This is a genomic window from Marinovum sedimenti (assembly GCF_054052205.1).
Genome location: NZ_CM133223.1, coordinates 3,045,105 through 3,064,189 on the forward strand (window position 1 = coordinate 3,045,105; position 19,085 = coordinate 3,064,189).

The following is a 19,085-nucleotide window of genomic DNA, read 5'->3' on the forward strand; positions in this document are numbered from 1 at the left end:
TCACGCGAAGCCGGGCCTTTGATTTGCGCAAAGGATGCGCGGTTTATTCCGCCGTCAGCAGGGGCGGCTTTTTGCCTGCAATGCGCGGTTTGTCTGGCCCGCTCATCTGCAGATCGATTTTGCCGTCCTTGATCGTCACCCGCACGACGCCGCCCTTGGCCAGTTGGCCAAACAGAAGCTCTTCGGCCAGCGGCTTTTTGATGTGCTCCTGGATCACACGCGCCAGAGGCCGCGCGCCCATTTTATCATCATAGCCTTTCTCACCCAGCCATTCGGCGGCGGGTTTGGTCAGCTCGATGGTCACGTTGCGATCCATCAGCTGGGCTTCGAGTTGCAGCACGAACTTCTCGACCACTTGCGAAATCACCGATTTCGGCAGCGGCTTAAAGCTGATCACCGCATCCAGACGGTTGCGGAATTCCGGCGTAAAGGTGCGTTCGATCGCTGCCGTATCCTCGCCTTCGCGGCGGTCGCGGCCAAAGCCGATGGCGGCCTTTGCCTGTTCCGTCGCGCCGGCGTTGGAGGTCATGATCAGGATCACATTGCGGAAATCCACCGTGCGACCATTGTGGTCGGTCAGCGAACCGTGGTCCATCACCTGCAACAGGATGTTATAGACATCCGGGTGCGCCTTTTCCATCTCGTCGAGCAGGAGCACGCAGTGTGGATGCTGGTCGACGCCGTCTGTCAACTGGCCGCCCTGATCAAACCCAACATAGCCCGGAGGCGCGCCGATCAGACGGGACACCGCGTGTTTCTCCATGTATTCCGACATGTCAAAGCGCAGCAGTTCCACACCCAGCGTATCCGCCAGCTGCTTGGCCACCTCGGTTTTGCCCACGCCTGTTGGCCCGGCAAACAGATAGTTGCCGATGGGCTTTTCTGGCTCGCGCAGACCGGCACGGGCCAGTTTGATCGCGGAGGAGAGCGCCACGATGGCGGCGTCCTGACCGAAGACCACCCGTTTCAGGCTGGTTTCCAGATCCTTGAGCACCTGCGCATCATCCTTGGAGACGTTTTTCGGCGGGATGCGGGCAATTTTGGCCACAACATCCTCAATCTCTTTGGTGCCGATGGTCTTGCGACGCCGCGATTCCACCACCAGATGTTGCGCCGCACCGGCCTCGTCGATCACGTCGATGGCCTTGTCGGGCAGTTTCCGGTCGGTGATGTAGCGCGCCGAAAGCTCCACCGCGCTTTTGATGGCGTCGGCGGTGTACTTGATGTGGTGGTGATCCTCGAAATACGGCTTCAAGCCTTTGAGAATCTTAACCGAATCCTCGACCGAAGGCTCCACCACGTCGATTTTCTGGAACCGACGCGCCAGTGCCCGATCCTTTTCGAAGTGCTGGCGGAACTCTTTGTAGGTGGTCGAGCCCATGGTGCGCAGCTTGCCGCCCTGAAGCGCAGGCTTGAGCAGGTTCGAGGCATCCATCGCGCCGCCCGAGGTCGCCCCGGCACCGATCACGGTGTGGATCTCGTCGATGAACAGCACCGCGTCGGGGTGTTCTTCGAGCTCGTTCACCACGGCTTTCAGGCGTTCTTCAAAATCGCCGCGATAGCGGGTGCCCGCCAAAAGCGCGCCCATGTCGAGCGAATAGATCGTGGTATTGGCCAGAACTTCGGGCGTTTCCCCCGAAACAATCTTACGCGCGAGGCCTTCGGCGATGGCGGTTTTGCCCACACCGGGGTCGCCCACCAACAGCGGGTTGTTCTTGCGCCGGCGGCACAGCACTTGAATGCAGCGTTCAACTTCGCTTTCGCGGCCGATCAGAGGATCAACGTCGCCAAGCCGGGACTTTTCATTGAGATCAACGCAGTATTTGCCAAGAGCGCTTTCCTTCTGGTCCGCCTCTGGTGCGCTGTCGGCGGCTTGCGCCTCATCGTCCATGTCCTGCGCACCCGAAACCGGGCGGGCCTCGCCATAAGCGGGGTCTTTGGCCACGCCGTGGGCGATGAAATTCACCGCATCATAGCGCGTCATGTCCTGCTCTTGCAGGAAGTAGGCGGCGTTCGACTCGCGTTCGGCAAAGATCGCGACGAGCACGTTGGCCCCGGTCACTTCGGTGCGGCCAGAGGATTGCACATGGATCGCCGCGCGCTGGATCACGCGCTGGAAGGCGGCCGTTGGCACGGCTTCAGACCCTTCGATATCGGTGACGAGGTTGGCGAGATCGGCATCGACATATTCCACAAGCTTCGTGCGAAGCTCTTCGGTGTCGACCGAACAGGCCTTCATCACCCGTGTCGCATCGGGTTCGTCAATCAGCGCCAGCAGCAAATGCTCCAGCGTTGCGAATTCATGAGAACGGCTGTTGGCCAAGGCCAGGGCCGCGTGGATCGCTTGTTCAAGCGTATTAGAGAATGAAGGCACTGTTTCCGTGCTCCTTCTGATCTGGGTCGGCGGGCGGTTGCGCACCAACCATGGCCTCATAAGGTTAAAGTTTGGTCGATCTTTGGCGCGCTTCAAGGTTTTTCTTTGCGAACCCGGTCACATTTCCAAACACTGTGGGCACAGCGCCGTGATTTGCGGCAGTGCAGCATAAGCTAGGAGAAGCTGTCGCGGCGCTTTCGCACTTCGGTAAAGACGGCCAGTGGGGTGCCATCCGCCAGGCCAACCGTAGCCTGAACTGCCGGGACATGGCAGCGCAGAAAGGGGTTGGCGTCCAGCTCTTGTGCCAGAGTTGTGGGGACAGTGGCGCGCCCCGCTGCGCGCGCCGCTGCAATCTCATCTCTACGAGAGATAAGTGCGGGATTGTCAGGGTCAATAGTCAGGGCGAAACGGACATTGGTTTGCGCGTATTCGTGGCCGGAACAGACGGTGGTTTCGGGCGGCAGGGCGGCCATCTTTTGCAGGCTGTCGAACATCTGCTCCGGGGTGCCTTCAAAAAGGCGGCCACAGCCGAGGTGCATCAGGCTGTCCATCGTCACCAGTATGGCCGAGCCGGGCAGGTGATAGGCGATATGGCCGGTGGTGTGGCCGGGCACCGCCATCACCTCAACGGTTTCGCCACCAAAGGCGATACTGTCGCCCTCACCCAGTTCGTGGTCCAGCGACGGCAGGCGGTGGGCATCCGCGCGGCCGCCGTAAACCGGGGCAGGGGCCTTGGCCAAAAGGTCAGAAACGCCCTGCACATGGTCGGCGTGGTGGTGCGTCAGAAAGATATGGCTAAGCGTCCAGCCGCGACTGTCGAGCATGTCGAGAATCGGTCTGGCTTCGGGCACATCGAACACTGCCGTCGCGCCGCTTTCGGCGTCATGCACGAGATATGTGTAGTTGTCGGACAGGCAGGGAATGGTGACGAGCTCAAGGGGCATGGCAATTCGCGGCTCCGTTGCTAGAGTGGCCCTCAAGTCTGGCGCAAGGGAGCACGGATCGCAATGCATCTGGATGTGCAGGACCTGAGGAATTTTTATTACCGCAGCGCCATCGGGCGCGCGGCGCAAAAGGCTGTGCGGGACCGGATGCTGCGGATCTGGCCCGAGGCCAAGGGACAGACGGTGGCGGGCTTTGGCTTTGCTGTGCCGCTGTTGCGCCCCTATCTGGCCGAGGCGCGGCGGGTGATTGCCTTTATGCCGGGGCCGCAGGGGGTGATGCCCTGGCCTGCGGGCATGCCGAATGTCTCGGTTTTAACCGAAGAAACCCTTTGGCCGATCGACACCGGGCGGATCGACAAGCTGGTGCTGATGCACGGGCTGGAAACATCCGAACGGCCGTCGCAACTGCTTGAGGAATGCCACCGCGTGCTTGGGCCGGGGGGCAAGGTGCTGTTTGTGGTGCCCAACCGCGCCGGGCTGTGGTCGCGCAGCGATGCCACGCCCTATGGCTTTGGCCGCCCCTACACCCAAAGCCAGCTTGAGACTCAGTTGCGCACCCACGGCTTTATGCCCGAAACCCATGCCACCGCGCTGCATCAACCACCCTCGCCGCGCCGGTTCTGGATGAAGACCGGCCCGGTTTGGGAACGTTCGGGCCAAAGGTTTGGTCTGCCGCTGCCCGCCGGTGTGCTGATGGTCGAGGCGTCAAAGCGCGTTCAGGCCCCGCATGGCCCCGGCACGCGGGTTCGGGTGCCCAATCCGCTCGAAGTTCTTAGTCCGAAGCCCGTAAAAGAGGCCAAGCCAGTTTAGGCGCTAACATTCCATAACCGGTGAAATATAGGGCGAAGGAATCGTCTATCTTCACGAAATTGCAGGCTTTTTGTGGGGTCTAGGGGGGCGCAATAGGTCGCACATGGATCAAGGCGTTGAAATTATTAATTAATCCACCGCCCTTAAAAACCCTCATCTCTGTTGCTAGGTTAGGAAGGCTCTGCTACATCCGGCGTGATTTTGCGCCTTGAACACCTTCAAGGCCGAGAAACGCCCCCGGAAGTCACATGTTCGTGGCCAACCGGGGCCAGATAGTCGGAAGGGTGGACGTGTCCGAACCAGCTTCGATTTCCTCCGGCATTGCCAATCGCTATGCGACGGCAGTGTTCGAGATCGCAAACGAGAATGGCAAACTTGCCGAACTTGAAGGAAACCTCGATGATCTGTCGGCTGCGCTGGGTTCCAGCGAAGAGCTGCGTGATCTGACAAAGAACCCGCTTTATTCGCGCGAAGAGCAGGGCGCGGCAATCACCGCGATTGCCAAAAAGATGGACCTGCGTCCGGTGCTGATCCAGACCCTCGGTCTGATGGCATCCAAGCGTCGTCTGTTCGTGCTGCCGCAGCTGATTGCATCGCTGCGCGACAAAATTGCCGCCCATAAGGGCGAAGTGACCGCGGATGTCACCAGCGCCCGTGCGCTGAGTGACGCGCAAGCGAAGGCCTTGGCCGAAACGCTGAAGAAATCCGTGGGCAAAAATGTGAAAGTCAATGCGACTGTCGATGAAAGCCTCATCGGTGGTCTTGTCGTCAAGGTGGGCTCGAAGATGATCGATACGTCGATCCGCTCCAAGCTCAATTCCCTCCAGAATGTAATGAAAGAGGTCGGATAAATGGGTATCCAAGCAGCCGAGATTTCTGCGATCCTAAAGGAGCAGATCAACAACTTCGGGCAAGAAGCCGAAGTTGCCGAAGTGGGCCGCGTGCTTTCCGTCGGTGACGGTATCGCGCGTGTGTACGGCCTCGACAACATCCAGGCGGGTGAAATGGTCGAGTTCCCCGGCGGCATCATGGGCATGGCGCTGAACCTCGAAACCGACAACGTCGGTATCGTGATCTTCGGCACCGACCGTGACATCAAAGAAGGCGACACCGTCAAGCGCACCAACTCGATCGTTGACGTGCCTGCCGGCCCCGAACTGCTTGGCCGCGTTGTTGACGGTCTTGGCAACCCGCTGGACGGCAAAGGCCCGATCAACGCCTCCGAGCGTCGTATCGCAGACGCCAAAGCCCCCGGCATCATCCCGCGTAAATCGGTTCACGAACCGATGGCGACCGGCCTCAAAGCCGTTGACTCGATGATCCCGATTGGCCGTGGCCAGCGTGAGCTGATCATTGGTGACCGTCAGACCGGCAAAACTGCCGTGGCTCTCGATGCGATCCTGAACCAGAAATCCTACAACGAAGCCGCTGGCGACGACGAAGACAAGAAGCTGTACTGCATCTATGTCGCCGTTGGCCAAAAGCGTTCGACTGTGGCCCAGCTGGTGAAACGTCTCGAAGAGACCGGTGCCATCGACTATTCCATCGTCGTTGCGGCCACCGCGTCCGATCCGGCACCGATGCAGTTCCTGGCACCCTATGCCGCGACAGCCATGGCCGAATACTTCCGTGACAACGGCAAGCACGCGCTCATCGTATACGATGATCTCTCCAAGCAAGCTGTGTCCTACCGCCAGATGTCGCTTCTCCTGCGTCGTCCGCCCGGACGTGAAGCCTATCCGGGTGACGTGTTCTATCTCCACTCCCGCCTGCTGGAACGTTCGTCGAAACTGAACGAAGACAATGGCTCGGGCTCGCTGACGGCTCTGCCGATCATCGAAACCCAAGGTGGCGACGTTTCGGCGTTTATCCCGACCAACGTGATCTCGATCACCGATGGCCAGATCTTCCTTGAAACCGAACTGTTCTATCAGGGCATCCGTCCTGCTGTGAACACCGGTCTGTCGGTTTCGCGGGTTGGTTCGTCCGCTCAGACCAACTCGATGAAGTCGGTTGCTGGTCCGGTGAAACTCGAGCTTGCTCAGTACCGCGAAATGGCGGCCTTTGCGCAGTTCGGCTCCGACCTCGACGCCGCAACCCAGCAGCTGCTGGCCCGTGGCGCGCGTCTGACCGAGCTGATGAAACAGCCGCAGTATTCGCCGCTGACCAACGCGGAAATCGTTTGCGTCATCTTCGCTGGCACCAAAGGCTATCTCGACAAGGTCAAAGTGTCCGAAGTTGGCCGGTTCGAAGCGGGTCTGCTTCAGCATCTGCGCTCCAAGCACAGCGATCTCTTGGCCTTCATCACCAATGAAGACCCCAAGATCAAAGGTGAAGCCGAAGACAAGATCCGTGCTGCACTGGATGAATTCGCCGCTGACTTCGCATAAGGAGATAGGGCTATGCCAAATCTCAAGGACCTGAAAAACAGGATCGCGTCGGTCAAATCGACCCGCAAGATCACCAAGGCCATGCAGATGGTGGCCGCCGCAAAACTGCGGCGGGCACAGGAAGCAGCCGAAATGTCACGTCCCTATACCGAACGGTTTAACGCCGTGATGGCGGGGCTGGCACAATCGGTGGGCGACAGCGACAGCGCGCCCAAGCTTTTGTCGGGCACCGGCAGTGACGATGTGCATCTGCTCATCGTCATGACGGCGGAACGTGGTTTGTGTGGCGGCTTTAATGGCAACATTGCCAAGCTGGCGCGCAACCGTGCTGACGAGCTGCTGGCCAAAGGCAAGACGGTCAAAATTCTGACCGTCGGCAAAAAAGGCCGTGACGTTCTCAAGCGTGAATATGCTGCGCATCTGGTGGGCCATATCGACCTGAGCGAAGTCAAACGTGTGGGCTATGCCAACGCGCAAGACGTTGCAAAGGACGTGCTGGGCCGCTTTGACGCGGGTGAATTTGACGTGGCGACTTTGTTCTATTCGAAGTTCCAGAACGTCGTGACCCAGATCCCAACGGCGCAACAAATCATCCCGGCCCACTTCGAAGTGGACGCGGACGAGGATGCGGGCGCAAGCACGCTCTATGATTACGAGCCCAGCGAAGAGGCCATCCTGGCCGATCTGCTGCCGCGCGGTGTTGCGACACAAATCTTTGCGGGGCTGTTGGAAAACGCGGCGTCCGAACAAGGCGCGCGGATGTCCGCAATGGACAATGCCACGCGCAACGCCGGCGACATGATCGACAGGCTGACCATCGAGTATAACCGCTCGCGTCAGGCCGTCATCACCAACGAACTGATCGAAATTATCTCGGGCGCGGAAGCGCTCTAAGAACCGGAGACCTAAAATGGCAAACGCACAAGGCAAAGTGACCCAGGTCATCGGCGCCGTTGTCGACGTACAGTTCGACGATGAGCTGCCGGCGATTCTCAACGCGCTGACCACTGACAACAACGGCAACCGCCTGGTTCTGGAAGTTGCCCAGCACCTGGGTGAAAACACCGTCCGGACTATCGCGATGGAAGCCACCGAAGGCCTCGTTCGCGGTCAGCAGGTTGAAGACACCGGCGGCCCGATCTCGGTTCCGGTTGGCACGGCCACACTTGGCCGCATCATCAACGTCATCGGCGAGCCGGTTGACGAAAAAGGCCCGGTCGAAGCCAGCGAAACCCGCTCGATTCACCAGCCCGCTCCGGAATTCTCGGATCAGGCGACCGAAGCCGAAGTTCTGATCACCGGCATCAAGGTCATCGACCTGCTGGCCCCCTACGCCAAGGGTGGTAAAATTGGTCTGTTCGGTGGTGCCGGCGTTGGCAAAACCGTTCTGATCATGGAACTGATCAACAACATCGCCAAGGTGCACTCGGGTCTGTCCGTGTTCGCCGGTGTTGGTGAGCGGACCCGTGAAGGCAACGACCTTTACTACGAAATGATCGAATCCGGCGTTATCACTCCTGATAACATGGCGGACTCGAAAATTGCGCTGGTCTACGGCCAGATGAACGAGCCTCCCGGTGCGCGTATGCGTGTTGCTCTGACCGGCCTGACACTGGCCGAACAGTTCCGCGACTCGACCGGTTCGGACGTTCTGTTCTTTGTCGACAACATCTTCCGCTTTACCCAAGCGGGTTCGGAAGTGTCGGCTCTGCTCGGTCGTATCCCGTCTGCTGTGGGCTATCAGCCGACACTGGCCACCGACATGGGCGCAATGCAGGAACGTATCACCTCGACAAAACGCGGTTCGATCACCTCGATCCAAGCCGTTTACGTTCCCGCGGATGACCTTACCGACCCTGCACCGGCCACAACCTTTGCGCACCTCGACGCGCAAACCGTTCTGTCGCGTGCGATTTCGGAGCTCGGCATCTATCCGGCCGTTGACCCGCTCGACAGCTCGTCGCGTCTGATGGACCCGGCGATTGTGGGCGAAGAGCACTACAAAGTTGCGATGGACGTCCAGAACATCCTTCAGCGTTACAAATCGCTGCAGGATATCATCGCCATTCTCGGCATGGACGAACTGTCGGAAGAAGATAAGCTGACTGTTGCGCGTGCGCGTAAAATCCAGCGTTTCCTCTCGCAACCGTTCGACGTGGCCAAAGTGTTCACCGGCTCCGACGGCGTTCAGGTGCCGCTCGAAGACACCATTTCGTCCTTCAAGGATGTTGTGGCCGGCGCATACGATCACCTTCCCGAAGCGGCCTTCTATATGGTTGGCGGCATCGACGAAGTGAAAGCCAAAGCCGAGAAGATGGCTGCCAACGCGGCCTAAGTGGTAGGGTGCGCAGCAATTGCGCACCTTTTCCCATCCGAATGGAGGCCATGAATGGCAGATGAAATGCAATTCGACCTGGTCAGCCCCGAGCGCAGCCTTGCTTCGCTCAAGGTGACTTCGGTTCAGATCCCCGGTGCGGACGGCGATATGACGGCTATGGCCGATCATTCCCCGACCATCACCACCCTGCGCCCCGGCGTTCTGCGGATCGAAGGCAGCGAGACGACGGAATATGTCGTCACCGGTGGCTTTGCCCAGATCAAAGCTGATGGTGTGACCGTTCTGGCCGAACGCGCGATCCCGCGTGCGGACATGACGCAAGAGATGCTTGACGAGATGGTTGCCGAAGCGGCGGCTGTGCATAAGTCGGCGAAAGAGGCGAAAGAGCCGGACACCAATGCCGTTGACGAAGCGGTAAAGCTGGTGGCCGACATGGTGGCGATGGGCGGCGAAATCGGCCTGTCTTCGCAACAGCCGAGCCTCTGAGCCCCCTCTGATAACGTTAGACAACGGCGTGCCCTTCCGGGCGCGCCGTTTTCGTTTGCGCGCGACGCGGGCCGATCCATCAATGGATCGGTTCCGATCTGTTGACAGATCGGGCCCCAGTTCCGCACCCAGGCCCGCCAAAGCCATCACAAAGGCTTTCCTTCCCGAAGATGCGGCGGTATTCAATGCGGCGAAACCGACAAAGGTGCACCCATGTCCAACGACCTTTTCAACTCTTTCATGACCGGCCCTGACGAAAACGGCCGTTTCGGCAATTACGGCGGGCGGTTCGTGTCCGAAACGCTGATGCCGCTGATCCTGTCGCTTGAGGAGGAATACGAAAAGGCCAAGACCGACCAAAGCTTCTGGGACCAGATGGACTACCTCTGGAAGCACTACGTGGGCCGTCCCAGCCCGCTGTACTTCGCCGAGGGCCTGACCGAGCGGTTTGGCGGCGCGAAAGTCTATCTCAAGCGGGACGAGTTGAACCACACGGGCGCGCATAAGATCAACAACGTGCTCGGGCAGATTCTGCTGGCGCGGCGCATGGGCAAGACCCGGATCATCGCGGAAACCGGGGCAGGGCAGCACGGCGTCGCCACCGCCACCGTCTGTGCCAAGTTCGGTCTGAAATGCGTGGTCTACATGGGCGCGCATGACGTCGAGCGGCAAAAGCCCAACGTGTTCCGCATGCGCCTGCTGGGCGCCGAGGTTATTCCCGTCACGTCGGGGCGGGGCACGCTGAAAGACGCGATGAACGACGCGCTGCGCGACTGGGTGACCAATGTGCGCGACACCTTCTATTGCATCGGCACCGTGGCGGGACCGCACCCCTATCCGGCAATGGTCCGCGACTTTCAGGCGATCATCGGCAAGGAATCCAAGGAACAGATGCAAGAGGCCGAGGGCCGTCTGCCCGACACGATCATTGCCGCGATTGGCGGCGGGTCGAACGCGATGGGCCTGTTCTACCCGTTCCTCGATGACAAATCTGTCCGCATCATCGGCGTCGAAGCCGGCGGCAAAGGCGTGACCGAGAAGATGGAGCACTGCGCTTCGCTCACCGGCGGCCGTCCGGGCGTGTTGCATGGCAACCGCACCTATCTGTTGCAAGACGACGACGGCCAGATCCTCGAAGGGTATTCGATCTCGGCCGGCCTCGATTATCCCGGCATCGGACCCGAGCATTCCTGGCTGCACGACACCAAGCGCGCCGAGTATGTCTCGATCACCGACAAGGAAGCGCTCGCCGCCTTCCAGCTGTGCTGCGAAAGCGAGGGCATCATCCCGGCGCTCGAACCCAGCCACGCGCTGGCGCATGTTGCCAAGATCGCGCCCGATCTGCCGAAAGATCACCTGATCATCATGAACATGTGCGGGCGCGGCGATAAAGACATCTTTGCCGTGGCGAAACACCTTGGGTTTGACATGTCCGACGTCGACTGAGCGGGGCAAAATTCCATCAATGGAATTTGCAAAAGTTTTTGAAAACTTTTGGCCCGTCTTCCACGCCTCTGTCTGCCGTGGCTCTGGCCCCGCGTGCCCCTCTGGGGTAAACGGGGCCAAATGACCATGCGGGACCGCTCATGACACGCCACCTCATCACCTCTGCCATTCCCTATATCAACGGGATCAAGCATCTCGGGAACCTCATCGGCTCGCAGCTTCCGGCCGATCTGTTCGCCCGCTATCAACGGGCACGCGGCGAAGAGGTGCTGTTTCTCTGCGCCACCGATGAACACGGCACGCCCGCAGAGCTTGCCGCCGCCAAGGCCGGCAAGCCGGTCGATGCGTTTTGCAAAGAGATGCACGCCGTTCAGACCGAGATCGCCAAAGGCTTCCGCCTCAGCTTCGATCACTTTGGCCGCTCCTCCAGCCCGCAGAACCACAAGCTCACCCAGCATTTCGCCGGGCGTCTGGCCGAGGCCGGGCTGATCCGCGAAGTCAGCGAAAAGCAGGTCTATTCCCACGCCGATGGCCGCTTCCTGCCTGACCGCTATATCGAAGGCACTTGCCCGAACTGCGGCTATGACAAGGCCCGTGGCGACCAATGCGAGAACTGCACCAAACAGCTTGATCCGACCGACCTGATCGAACCGCGCAGCGCCATTTCCGGCTCCACCGATCTTGAAGTGCGCGAGACCAAGCACCTGTACCTGTGCCAATCGCAGATGCGCGGCCAGCTTGAGGAATGGATCAACGGCAAAACCGATTGGCCGATCCTCACCACCTCGATTGCCAAAAAGTGGCTCAATGACGGTGACGGCCTGCAAGACCGGGGCATCACCCGCGATCTTGACTGGGGTGTGCCGGTCAAGCAGGGCGATCAGGACTGGCCGGGGATGGAGGGCAAGGTCTTCTACGTCTGGTTCGACGCGCCAATCGAATACATCGCCTGCGCCGGCGAATGGGCCGAGGCCAACGGCAAGACCGACGCCGATTGGGAAAGCTGGTGGCGCACCGACAAAGGCGCAGACGATGTGCGCTACACCCAGTTCATGGGCAAGGACAACGTGCCGTTCCACACGCTGAGCTTTCCGGCCACGATCCTCGGGTCGGGCGAGCCGTGGAAGCTGGTCGATTACATCAAATCGTTCAACTACCTGAACTATGACGGTGGCCAGTTCTCGACCTCGCAGGGCCGTGGCGTCTTTATGGATCAGGCGCTGGCCATCCTGCCGGCGGACTACTGGCGCTGGTGGCTGCTCAGCCATGCCCCCGAAAGCTCGGACAGTGAGTTCACTTGGGAAAATTTCCAAGCCTCGGTCAACAAGGATCTGGCCGACGTTTTGGGCAATTTCGTCAGCCGCGTCACCAAATTCTGCCGCTCGAAGTTCGGCGAAGATGTGCCAGCAGGCGGCGCCTATGGCCCGCGCGAGCAGGCGCTGATCTCGGATCTGACCACGCGGCTGCGCGCCTACGAGGGCCACATGGAGGCGATCGAAGTGCGCAAAGCCTCGCAAGAGCTGCGTGCAATCTGGGTGGCGGGCAACGAATACCTGCAAGACGCCGCGCCCTGGTCGACCTTCAAGACCGACCCAGAGGCGGCGGCGGCGCAGATCCGCCTCGCGCTCAATCTGATTCGTTTCTACGCGGTGGTCTCTAGCCCCTTCATCCCCGATGCCTGCGCACAACTTATGACGGCAATGCAGTCGGATGACACAACTTGGCCCGATGATTTGACTGCCGCGCTCAACGGTCTGGAACCCGGCCACAGCTTTACCGTACCCGAGGTGACATTCCGCAAAATCACCGATGACGAGCGTGAAAAGTGGCAGGAAGATTTCGCTGGCACGCGAAGCTAAACGTATAGAATTATATGCTTTTACAACCTTGACAGGGTTGTTTGAAACCTCGGCTTCGGCCGGGGTTTTTTCGTTTTACGGGCCGTCCGCCGCGCCAAAGCGACGAACAAGTTAATCACTCTCCTTTGCTTAACGAACAAATTCAATGCGTTGCGCCGACACATTTCAGGCTCAATCCAATGGAATCATAAGTCGAACCTGAAATGCACGTTTGAACGCGCCAAGGGCCGGTCGCGTGCCAGTTATGGAGATGTTTATGTTTACCAAGTCGATAGCGAGCGCCATGTGCCTGACTTGCATGACGGCCTTTGCCACCACTGCAACCGCCGCTGAAACCACGTCAAACCTCGGCGTCATCGCCGTGGTGGCCGATACCTGCATCCTTGCCGCAGGCACGGCGCTGTCGTTTGCCACCATCAACACCGGACAGGCAAGCAACCAAGCAACCCCCGGCGTCGTGACCGTGACTTGCACCTCGACCAAGGATGCGATTTCCGTGACGGTCGGGGGCGGAGCCGGTGCCAGCGGAGGCAGCCGTCATATGAAAACCTCCGAAGGCGATGTGATGAAATACAGCATCCATTCCGACAGCGGCCACGCCAGCGAAGTCGGCATCGACGGCACGCTGTATAGCCAGGGCGTCACCGCCGCCGTGCCCAAGCTGATCCCGGTGTACGGCCAGATTCCAGCCGGGAATTACAAGGTGGGCGCGTACACGGACACCCTGCTTGTCACGCTGAACTACACAGTCGCACCCTGATTTTTTTGACGTTCAATGGAGGTAGAGTCATGTTTAACGATTGTCTGAAAACCGGCGCGCAGCGCCTTATCCTGGCCACCGCACTTGTTCTGGCACCGGGTCTGACCCTCGCCGACAGCGTTGCGGTGTCACCGACACAACTGTCTGTCCCCAACAAGGGCAACCAGACCACGCTGACGGTCAAGGCCGGCGGGCGCGAAATGTCGGTTGTGCAGCTGCGCGTTGTCGCTTGGAACCCGCGCCATGACCCGGACCGGGTCAAAGCCACCCGCGATGTCGTGGTCAGCCCGCCCATCGCCAAACTGCGCCCGCGTCAGGAACTGACCGTGCGCGTGGTGCGCACCAAAGGCCGGGCGGTGCGGGGCACGGAATGCTACCGCGTCCTGGTCGACCGGCTTCCGGGCAAAGAGCAATCCGGCAAAGCGGTGAAATTGCAGGTCCGCCATTCAGTGCCGCTCTGCTTTTCATCCTAAGCGAAACCATCGGGGAGGGGCGCTGGCACGGCCAAACCAGAGGCACGGTCAGCAGGCTACGTCATGAAAGTCATCCGCATCACCCTTGCCACCTTTGGGCTGGTTGCCGGTTTGTCCGCCGTTAAGGCCCAGACCGGCGACACCGCCGACCTGCTGCTGACAGCCGAGGTTGGCGATGACTTTGCCGACGCGGTGATCCCGCTGTTCCTTGCGGTCACGGTGAACGGACGCGACACCGAGTTGATTGCCGAATTCTCCGCCGATCTTGATGGTGCCAACATGGCCTCACCACGCAGCGAACTGACCGAGCTTGGGATCAAGGCCCCGCTTGGGGTGGGCGAGCAGGTGCAGCTGTCTGCGATCAAGGGGCTGAGCTACAAATACGATTCCGAACAACAGATCATCCACATCTCGGCCCCGCATAAGGTGCTGTTACCAGATGTGATTTCCGCGGCCCACACGCCTGCGTTCGAAGAGTCCGACACGTCGTATGGCGCGGTCCTGAACTATTCGCTGGTGGGCGACACCGGGTTTGGCGAGGGGTACGAAGGCTATGATGGCACCGTTTCGGCCAGTCTTGAAGGCTGGGCCTTTGCTCCGCTGGGCCGGCTCGCCGCGACCGGCTATTTCAGCAAAGAATTGGGCGATGGCGGCGAGGCCAAGGCGCTTCGGCTTGAGACCTCTTTTACCGCTGATGTGCCGGAACAGGCGCTGACCCTGACGGTGGGGGATTTCACCTCGTCCGGGCCAAGCTGGACCCGCGCAATCCGCATGGGCGGCATCGAGCTGCGCCGCGATTTCTCGTTGCGCTCGGATCTGGTGTCGGACCAGCGGTTTTCCTATTCGGGGGCGGCGGCTGTGCCGTCCTCAGTCGATGTCTTTATCGAAAACAGCCGGGTGTTTTCCGCACAGGTGCAGGACGGGCCGTATCGGCTTGAGGATGTGCCGGTGCAGGGCGGCGGCGACGCCGAGATCGTGGTGCGCGGCATTGACGGCCAGACCACCCGCCGCACCGTCAGCTTTTTCACCTCGGATGGCTTGCTGAAACAGGGCATGGCGGATTACGCCATTGGGCTGGGCCGGGCCCGCCAGGGCTTTGGCACCGAAAGCAGTTCTTACGGCAAACATGACGTCTTTACCGCCAGCCTGCGCTATGGGCTGACCAAGAAGATCACGGTTGATGGCCACTACAGCGCAACCGACAACCTGCAGCTTGCGGGCATCGGCATGACCGCGGTGCCGCTGTCACTCGGCGAGGTGCGCCTTGCCGTGGCCTCCAGCAATTTCATGGGGCGCACCGGCAATTTTGCGCAGCTCGATCTGCAAACCCAGATTGGCGGCGTCGATATTCGCACGTCGAGCACCCGCACCGATCCCGGCTTTGCAGATCTGGCCTACGTCACCGGCCTCGATTACCTCGGCAGCGCGGGCGTCTCCAATGGCTCGCTGCTCGAAGTGCCGCTGGCGCAGGATGTGGTCAGCCTGTCGATCCCGGTGACCAAATCCAAGCGGCGTCTGGGCCTGTCTTATGTCAACGCCCGCCGCGAAACCTCGCGGGATGAGCTGGCGTCGGTGTCCTTTGGCGCGCCTTTGCGCGGCGGGCGCGGGTCGTTCAGCGTCAACAGCACCTATAATTTTGACTCCCAGGATGTGCGGGTCTCGCTGGGCCTGTCGATGAAGCTTGGCGCGCGCACCTTTGGTCAGGCCAGCGCGTACCGCGATGGGTCGGGGCGGGAAACGCGGGATATCTCGCTCAATCGGTCGATGGGCGAAGGCATTGGCGCATGGGGCTATCACCTTCAGGCCGCGCAGCGCGATGGCAAGACGCCGGTGCGGTTCAAAGGCGATTACCGCAGCCGCTATGGCGAGATGTCGGGCGAGGTGCAGACCCAAGGCGAAAGCAGCTATCTGCGCGGCCAGATCGACGGCGCGGCGGCCTTTACCGGCGGCGCGTTTGCGATGGGCAACACGGTGAACGATGGCTTTGCGGTGGTCGATCTTGGGGTGTCGGATGTGCCGGTCTACCTTGATAATCGCCCGGTGGCGCGCACCAATGCGCGCGGTCGGGTCTTGGTGAACGGGCTCAACGCCTATCGCCGCAACCGCCTGTCGGTGAATGTGCGCGACTTGCCTGACAGCGCCTCGCTCGGCGTGTCGGCCGCCGATATGGTGCCTGCGCGCGGCTCGGGCCAATACGTGAGCTTTGGCGGCAACGAAGCCGGTGGCGTGCTGGTGGTGATGCGCGACGAGGCAGGCCGGGTTTTGCCAGCGGGCACAGTGGTGTACGCCGATGGCGAAGAGCAGGAAGCCTATGTCGGTTATGACGGCGAAACCTGGATCGAGTCGCCAAAGGTGCGCAACACCGTCACTGCAGGCGTGGCCGGCGGCACCTGCACCGCGCATTTTTCCTACAACCGGTCCGAGGCGCTGCAGGAGGTGATCGATCCGGTCACGTGCCGCCGATGATCCGCGCCTTTGCCCTTGTTTTTGCGTTCTTTCTCGGGCTTTTGATGGGTGCCCCGGCGCAGGCCGCGACCTGCACGGCAGAGGTCAGTGACATCCTGTTTGGCGCCATCAGCCTGCGCTCGGGCGAGGTCAACCGCACCTCCGGCACCCTGACTGTATCGTGCTCAAACGCGCTGGTGTCGGATGTTGGCGTGTGCGTGCGGTTTGGGGCCGGATCGGGCGGCGCAGGCAGCGGCAATACCCCGCGTTTCATGACCGGCCCCACCGGCCAGTCGTTGGCCTATCAGCTGCGGCGCGGCGGCCACGGCGCGGCCTATGGCACGCTTGACACTGCCTATCTCAACGTCCCCATCGTGCGCGGGCAGGGGCAGGCCACCTTGCCGATCTATGGCGAGATCCTGTCCAACGGCACCGAGTATGACACCGGCGTCTATGCCTCGGTGTTTTCCGGCCCCTCCAACATCGAGCTGAGCGCGGGCGTTGTCAGTTGTGATCTCTTTGGCCCCAGCACCCCGGTGCCGGATTTTCGCGTGTCGGCCCAGACTGTTGCGAGCTGCGAGCTTGACGTGGGATCGATGAACTTTGGCCAGATCACCGGCCTTGGTCGCGCGCCTGCGGATGCCATCGGCACGGTCGATATTCGCTGCACCTCGGGGGCCGAATATGCGGTGTCGATGGGGCTGGGAAACGGGTTGGGCGTGAGCAACCCCACCTATCGCAAGATGCGCAGCGGCCTTAGTACGCTGGTCTACGGATTGTTCCGCGACAGTGCGCGCAGTCTTGTCTGGGGCGAGGCCCCGAACCAGCGCGCCTATGGCACCGGCAGCGGCTATGGCCAGCGCTTCAACGTCTATGGCCGGGTTTACAAAGGCCAACCGGCGGCGTTTGGCACCTATGACGATTCCGTTGTGGTGACGGTGCATTACTGAAGTGCGCCGACAAATCCGCATGAAAAACGCCCGCCGGAGCCAGTCCGACGGGCGCAATCTTTAGCGTAAGTCCTGAAGATCAGGCGGCTTTGATGTCGACCAGCTCGATGTCAAACGTCAGGTCTTTGCCCGCGAGCGGGTGGTTGGCATCAAGCGTCACCTGCTCGTCGGTCACTTCGACCACAACAACCTGCATCGCTTGGCCGGTGGGGGTCTGAACCTGCAACTGTGTGCCAAGATCGAGCGGGATATCGTCGGGGATTTCCGCGCGCGGCACCGCTTGGCGGGCGTTGGGATCGGGCTGGCCATAGGCTTCGTCAGCCGCGATTTCGACAACCTTCTTGTCGCCAACCACCATGCCGGGGATCGCCTTGTCGAGACCGGGAATGATCTGGCCCGACCCTACGGTGAATTCCAGCGGATCGCGGCCTTGCGAACTGTCGAACGTGGCACCGTCAGCAAGGGTTCCGGTATAGTGAATGGCAACGGTGTCGCCCGATTTAACCTGGGTCATACTAGCTCCGAGAATTTGGGGGGTGTGATGGGGAGGCCGCCGCTCTGACGGGTGCTCCGCGAATATGCGCGGCACCCTAACCGAGGCGCGCGCAAATGGCAAACCGCGTGCTCGGCCAAGGGGGTTACGCGCTTAGCGGCTTGGTGAAACCAAAGGCGGCCCCTGAAGGATCTTTCACAATCGCAAACCGGCCCACGCCCTCCACATCGAATGGCGCGCGCATCACCGTGCCGCCCATTTCGGTGGTGGTTTTGGCGGCGGCGTCCACGTCTGCCACCTCTAGATAGGTCATCCAATGCGCTGGCATGTCGGCCAATTCGGGCATTCCGGCGAGGTCGAATACCCCCGCCGCCATCTTATCGCCCGCCATCGCGACGTGATACTCGCCATCCTCCATCGGCATCACATCCCAGGTCCAGCCGCAGACCGCTGTGTAATAGGCTTTGGCCCCCGCCACATCGTGGGTGTTCAATTCGGTCCAATGAACGGTACTTTGAAAATCAGCCATTCCGGCCTCCCTTGTTACAACGCCCCAAACCTACCACGGAATCGGGCTTTTCGCCCAGTGTTTCCCATGCCAGTCTCGCGCCCGGACCAAGGGGGATTTCATGACCATCACGACCTGCATCTTCGACGCCTATGGCACATTGTTCGACGTCGCCGCCGCCGCCCGCGTCGCTGCGAGCGAGCCGGGGCAGGGGCATTGGGCCGGCAAATGGCCGGCGCTGGCCGCCGATTGGCGCGCGAAGCAGCTGCAATACACTTGGCTGCGCGCGATCACCGGCGATCACTGCGATTTCTGGCAGGTCACGCAAGAGGGGCTGGATTGGGCGATGGAGCATCAGGGGTTGGACGGCAACCCCGAGCTGCGCGAACGTCTGCTGGCACTCTACTGGGAGCTTCAGGCCTATCCGGAAGTGCCCGAGATGCTGGGCGCGTTGCAAGCCGCCGGGCTGAACACCGCGATCTTGTCGAATGGCTCGCCGGATATGCTGAGTGGCGCGGTGCAAAGCGCCGGGCTCGAGGAGTTGCTTCACGACGTGCTGTCAGTCGAAAGCGTTGGCATCTTCAAACCGGCGCGGCAGATCTATGACCTCGTGGGCAAGCGGTTCGACTGTGCGCCCGAGCAGGTGCTGTTTGTGTCCTCCAACGGCTGGGATGCGGCGGGGGCGGCGGGGTATGGCTTTCGTACCGTCTGGGTCAACCGTGCGGGCGACCCGGTCGACCGGCTGCCCGCAGTGCCGCACGATATCCTCACCGATCTGACCGATATTCCGAAACTGGCAGGGGTTTGAC

At 60.9% G+C, this 19,085-nt stretch carries 17 protein-coding genes; 13 read left to right on the plus strand and 4 right to left on the minus strand.

The genetic code is table 11. The annotated features are described in order from the left end of the window. Nucleotides 1-43: 43 nt before the first annotated feature. Together clpA and gloB are read right to left on the minus strand one after the other, a co-directional pair. Complete coding sequence (gene clpA, locus ACW9UO_RS14635) at nt 44-2,374, minus strand: ATP-dependent Clp protease ATP-binding subunit ClpA (RefSeq protein WP_457086509.1); 2,331 nt, start codon at nt 2,372-2,374, stop codon at nt 44-46. Nucleotides 2,375-2,547: 173 nt separating this feature from the next. After that, nucleotides 2,548-3,318, minus strand: a complete 771-nt coding sequence (gloB, locus tag ACW9UO_RS14640) for a hydroxyacylglutathione hydrolase (protein WP_457086510.1) — start codon at nt 3,316-3,318, stop codon at nt 2,548-2,550. Nucleotides 3,319-3,381: 63 nt separating this feature from the next. On the opposite strand from gloB, the gene ACW9UO_RS14645 reads away from it, so the two are divergent. The 12 genes from ACW9UO_RS14645 to ACW9UO_RS14700 all read left to right on the plus strand — a co-directional run bounded on the left by ACW9UO_RS14645 (nt 3,382) and on the right by ACW9UO_RS14700 (nt 17,275). Further along, nucleotides 3,382-4,128, plus strand: a complete 747-nt coding sequence (locus tag ACW9UO_RS14645) for a methyltransferase domain-containing protein (RefSeq protein ID WP_457086511.1) — start codon at nt 3,382-3,384, stop codon at nt 4,126-4,128. Between the two features lie 248 nt (nt 4,129-4,376). Further along, nucleotides 4,377-4,979 carry a F0F1 ATP synthase subunit delta gene (locus ACW9UO_RS14650; RefSeq protein ID WP_457086512.1) on the plus strand — a complete coding sequence of 201 codons (603 nt, stop codon included), beginning with the start codon at nt 4,377-4,379 and terminating at the stop codon, nt 4,977-4,979. Further along, nucleotides 4,980-6,518: a F0F1 ATP synthase subunit alpha gene (gene atpA, locus ACW9UO_RS14655; RefSeq protein ID WP_457086513.1), complete on the plus strand. Its 1,539-nt coding sequence runs from the start codon at nt 4,980-4,982 to the stop codon at nt 6,516-6,518. A gap of 12 nt (nt 6,519-6,530) precedes the next feature. After that, on the plus strand, nt 6,531-7,412 hold the full coding sequence (locus tag ACW9UO_RS14660) for a F0F1 ATP synthase subunit gamma (protein WP_457086514.1): 882 nt from the start codon (nt 6,531-6,533) through the stop codon (nt 7,410-7,412). A gap of 16 nt (nt 7,413-7,428) precedes the next feature. Further along, nucleotides 7,429-8,853, plus strand: coding sequence for a F0F1 ATP synthase subunit beta (gene atpD, locus ACW9UO_RS14665; protein ID WP_457086515.1), 1,425 nt, complete (start codon nt 7,429-7,431; stop codon nt 8,851-8,853). 54 nt (nt 8,854-8,907) lie between these two features. Then, nucleotides 8,908-9,342 (plus strand): F0F1 ATP synthase subunit epsilon, encoded by a 435-nt coding sequence (locus tag ACW9UO_RS14670; protein ID WP_457086516.1) that lies wholly within the window; start codon nt 8,908-8,910, stop codon nt 9,340-9,342. A 213-nt stretch (nt 9,343-9,555) separates the two neighbouring features. Continuing rightward, nucleotides 9,556-10,788, plus strand: a complete 1,233-nt coding sequence (trpB, locus tag ACW9UO_RS14675; RefSeq protein ID WP_457086517.1) for a tryptophan synthase subunit beta — start codon at nt 9,556-9,558, stop codon at nt 10,786-10,788. A 140-nt stretch (nt 10,789-10,928) separates the two neighbouring features. Next, nucleotides 10,929-12,647, plus strand: coding sequence for a methionine--tRNA ligase (gene metG / locus ACW9UO_RS14680; protein WP_457086518.1), 1,719 nt, complete (start codon nt 10,929-10,931; stop codon nt 12,645-12,647). Nucleotides 12,648-12,891: 244 nt separating this feature from the next. Continuing rightward, entirely contained in the window at nt 12,892-13,407 is a 516-nt protein-coding gene (locus tag ACW9UO_RS14685; RefSeq protein WP_457086519.1) for a spore coat protein U domain-containing protein, read from the plus strand. Between the two features lie 29 nt (nt 13,408-13,436). Continuing rightward, nucleotides 13,437-13,880: a fimbrial biogenesis chaperone gene (locus ACW9UO_RS14690; RefSeq protein ID WP_457086520.1), complete on the plus strand. Its 444-nt coding sequence runs from the start codon at nt 13,437-13,439 to the stop codon at nt 13,878-13,880. Between the two features lie 63 nt (nt 13,881-13,943). Further along, a complete protein-coding gene (locus ACW9UO_RS14695) occupies nt 13,944-16,346 on the plus strand; it encodes a fimbria/pilus outer membrane usher protein (protein ID WP_457086521.1) in 2,403 nt (800 codons plus the stop codon). Further along, nucleotides 16,343-17,275 (plus strand): Csu type fimbrial protein, encoded by a 933-nt coding sequence (locus tag ACW9UO_RS14700; RefSeq protein ID WP_457086522.1) that lies wholly within the window; start codon nt 16,343-16,345, stop codon nt 17,273-17,275. The genes ACW9UO_RS14695 and ACW9UO_RS14700 overlap by 4 nt, the downstream gene beginning before the upstream one ends. Before the next feature lie 79 nt (nt 17,276-17,354). Here ACW9UO_RS14700 and ACW9UO_RS14705 read toward each other — a convergent pair whose 3' ends face one another. Next, nucleotides 17,355-17,789, minus strand: coding sequence for an FKBP-type peptidyl-prolyl cis-trans isomerase (locus ACW9UO_RS14705; RefSeq protein ID WP_457086523.1), 435 nt, complete (start codon nt 17,787-17,789; stop codon nt 17,355-17,357). A 124-nt stretch (nt 17,790-17,913) separates the two neighbouring features. Continuing rightward, nucleotides 17,914-18,297 (minus strand): VOC family protein, encoded by a 384-nt coding sequence (locus ACW9UO_RS14710; RefSeq protein WP_457086524.1) that lies wholly within the window; start codon nt 18,295-18,297, stop codon nt 17,914-17,916. Between the two features lie 100 nt (nt 18,298-18,397). Here ACW9UO_RS14710 and ACW9UO_RS14715 point away from each other — a divergent pair, with 100 nt between their 5' ends. Next, on the plus strand, nt 18,398-19,084 hold the full coding sequence (locus ACW9UO_RS14715) for a haloacid dehalogenase type II (RefSeq protein WP_457086525.1): 687 nt from the start codon (nt 18,398-18,400) through the stop codon (nt 19,082-19,084). Nucleotide 19,085 lies beyond the last annotated feature (1 nt).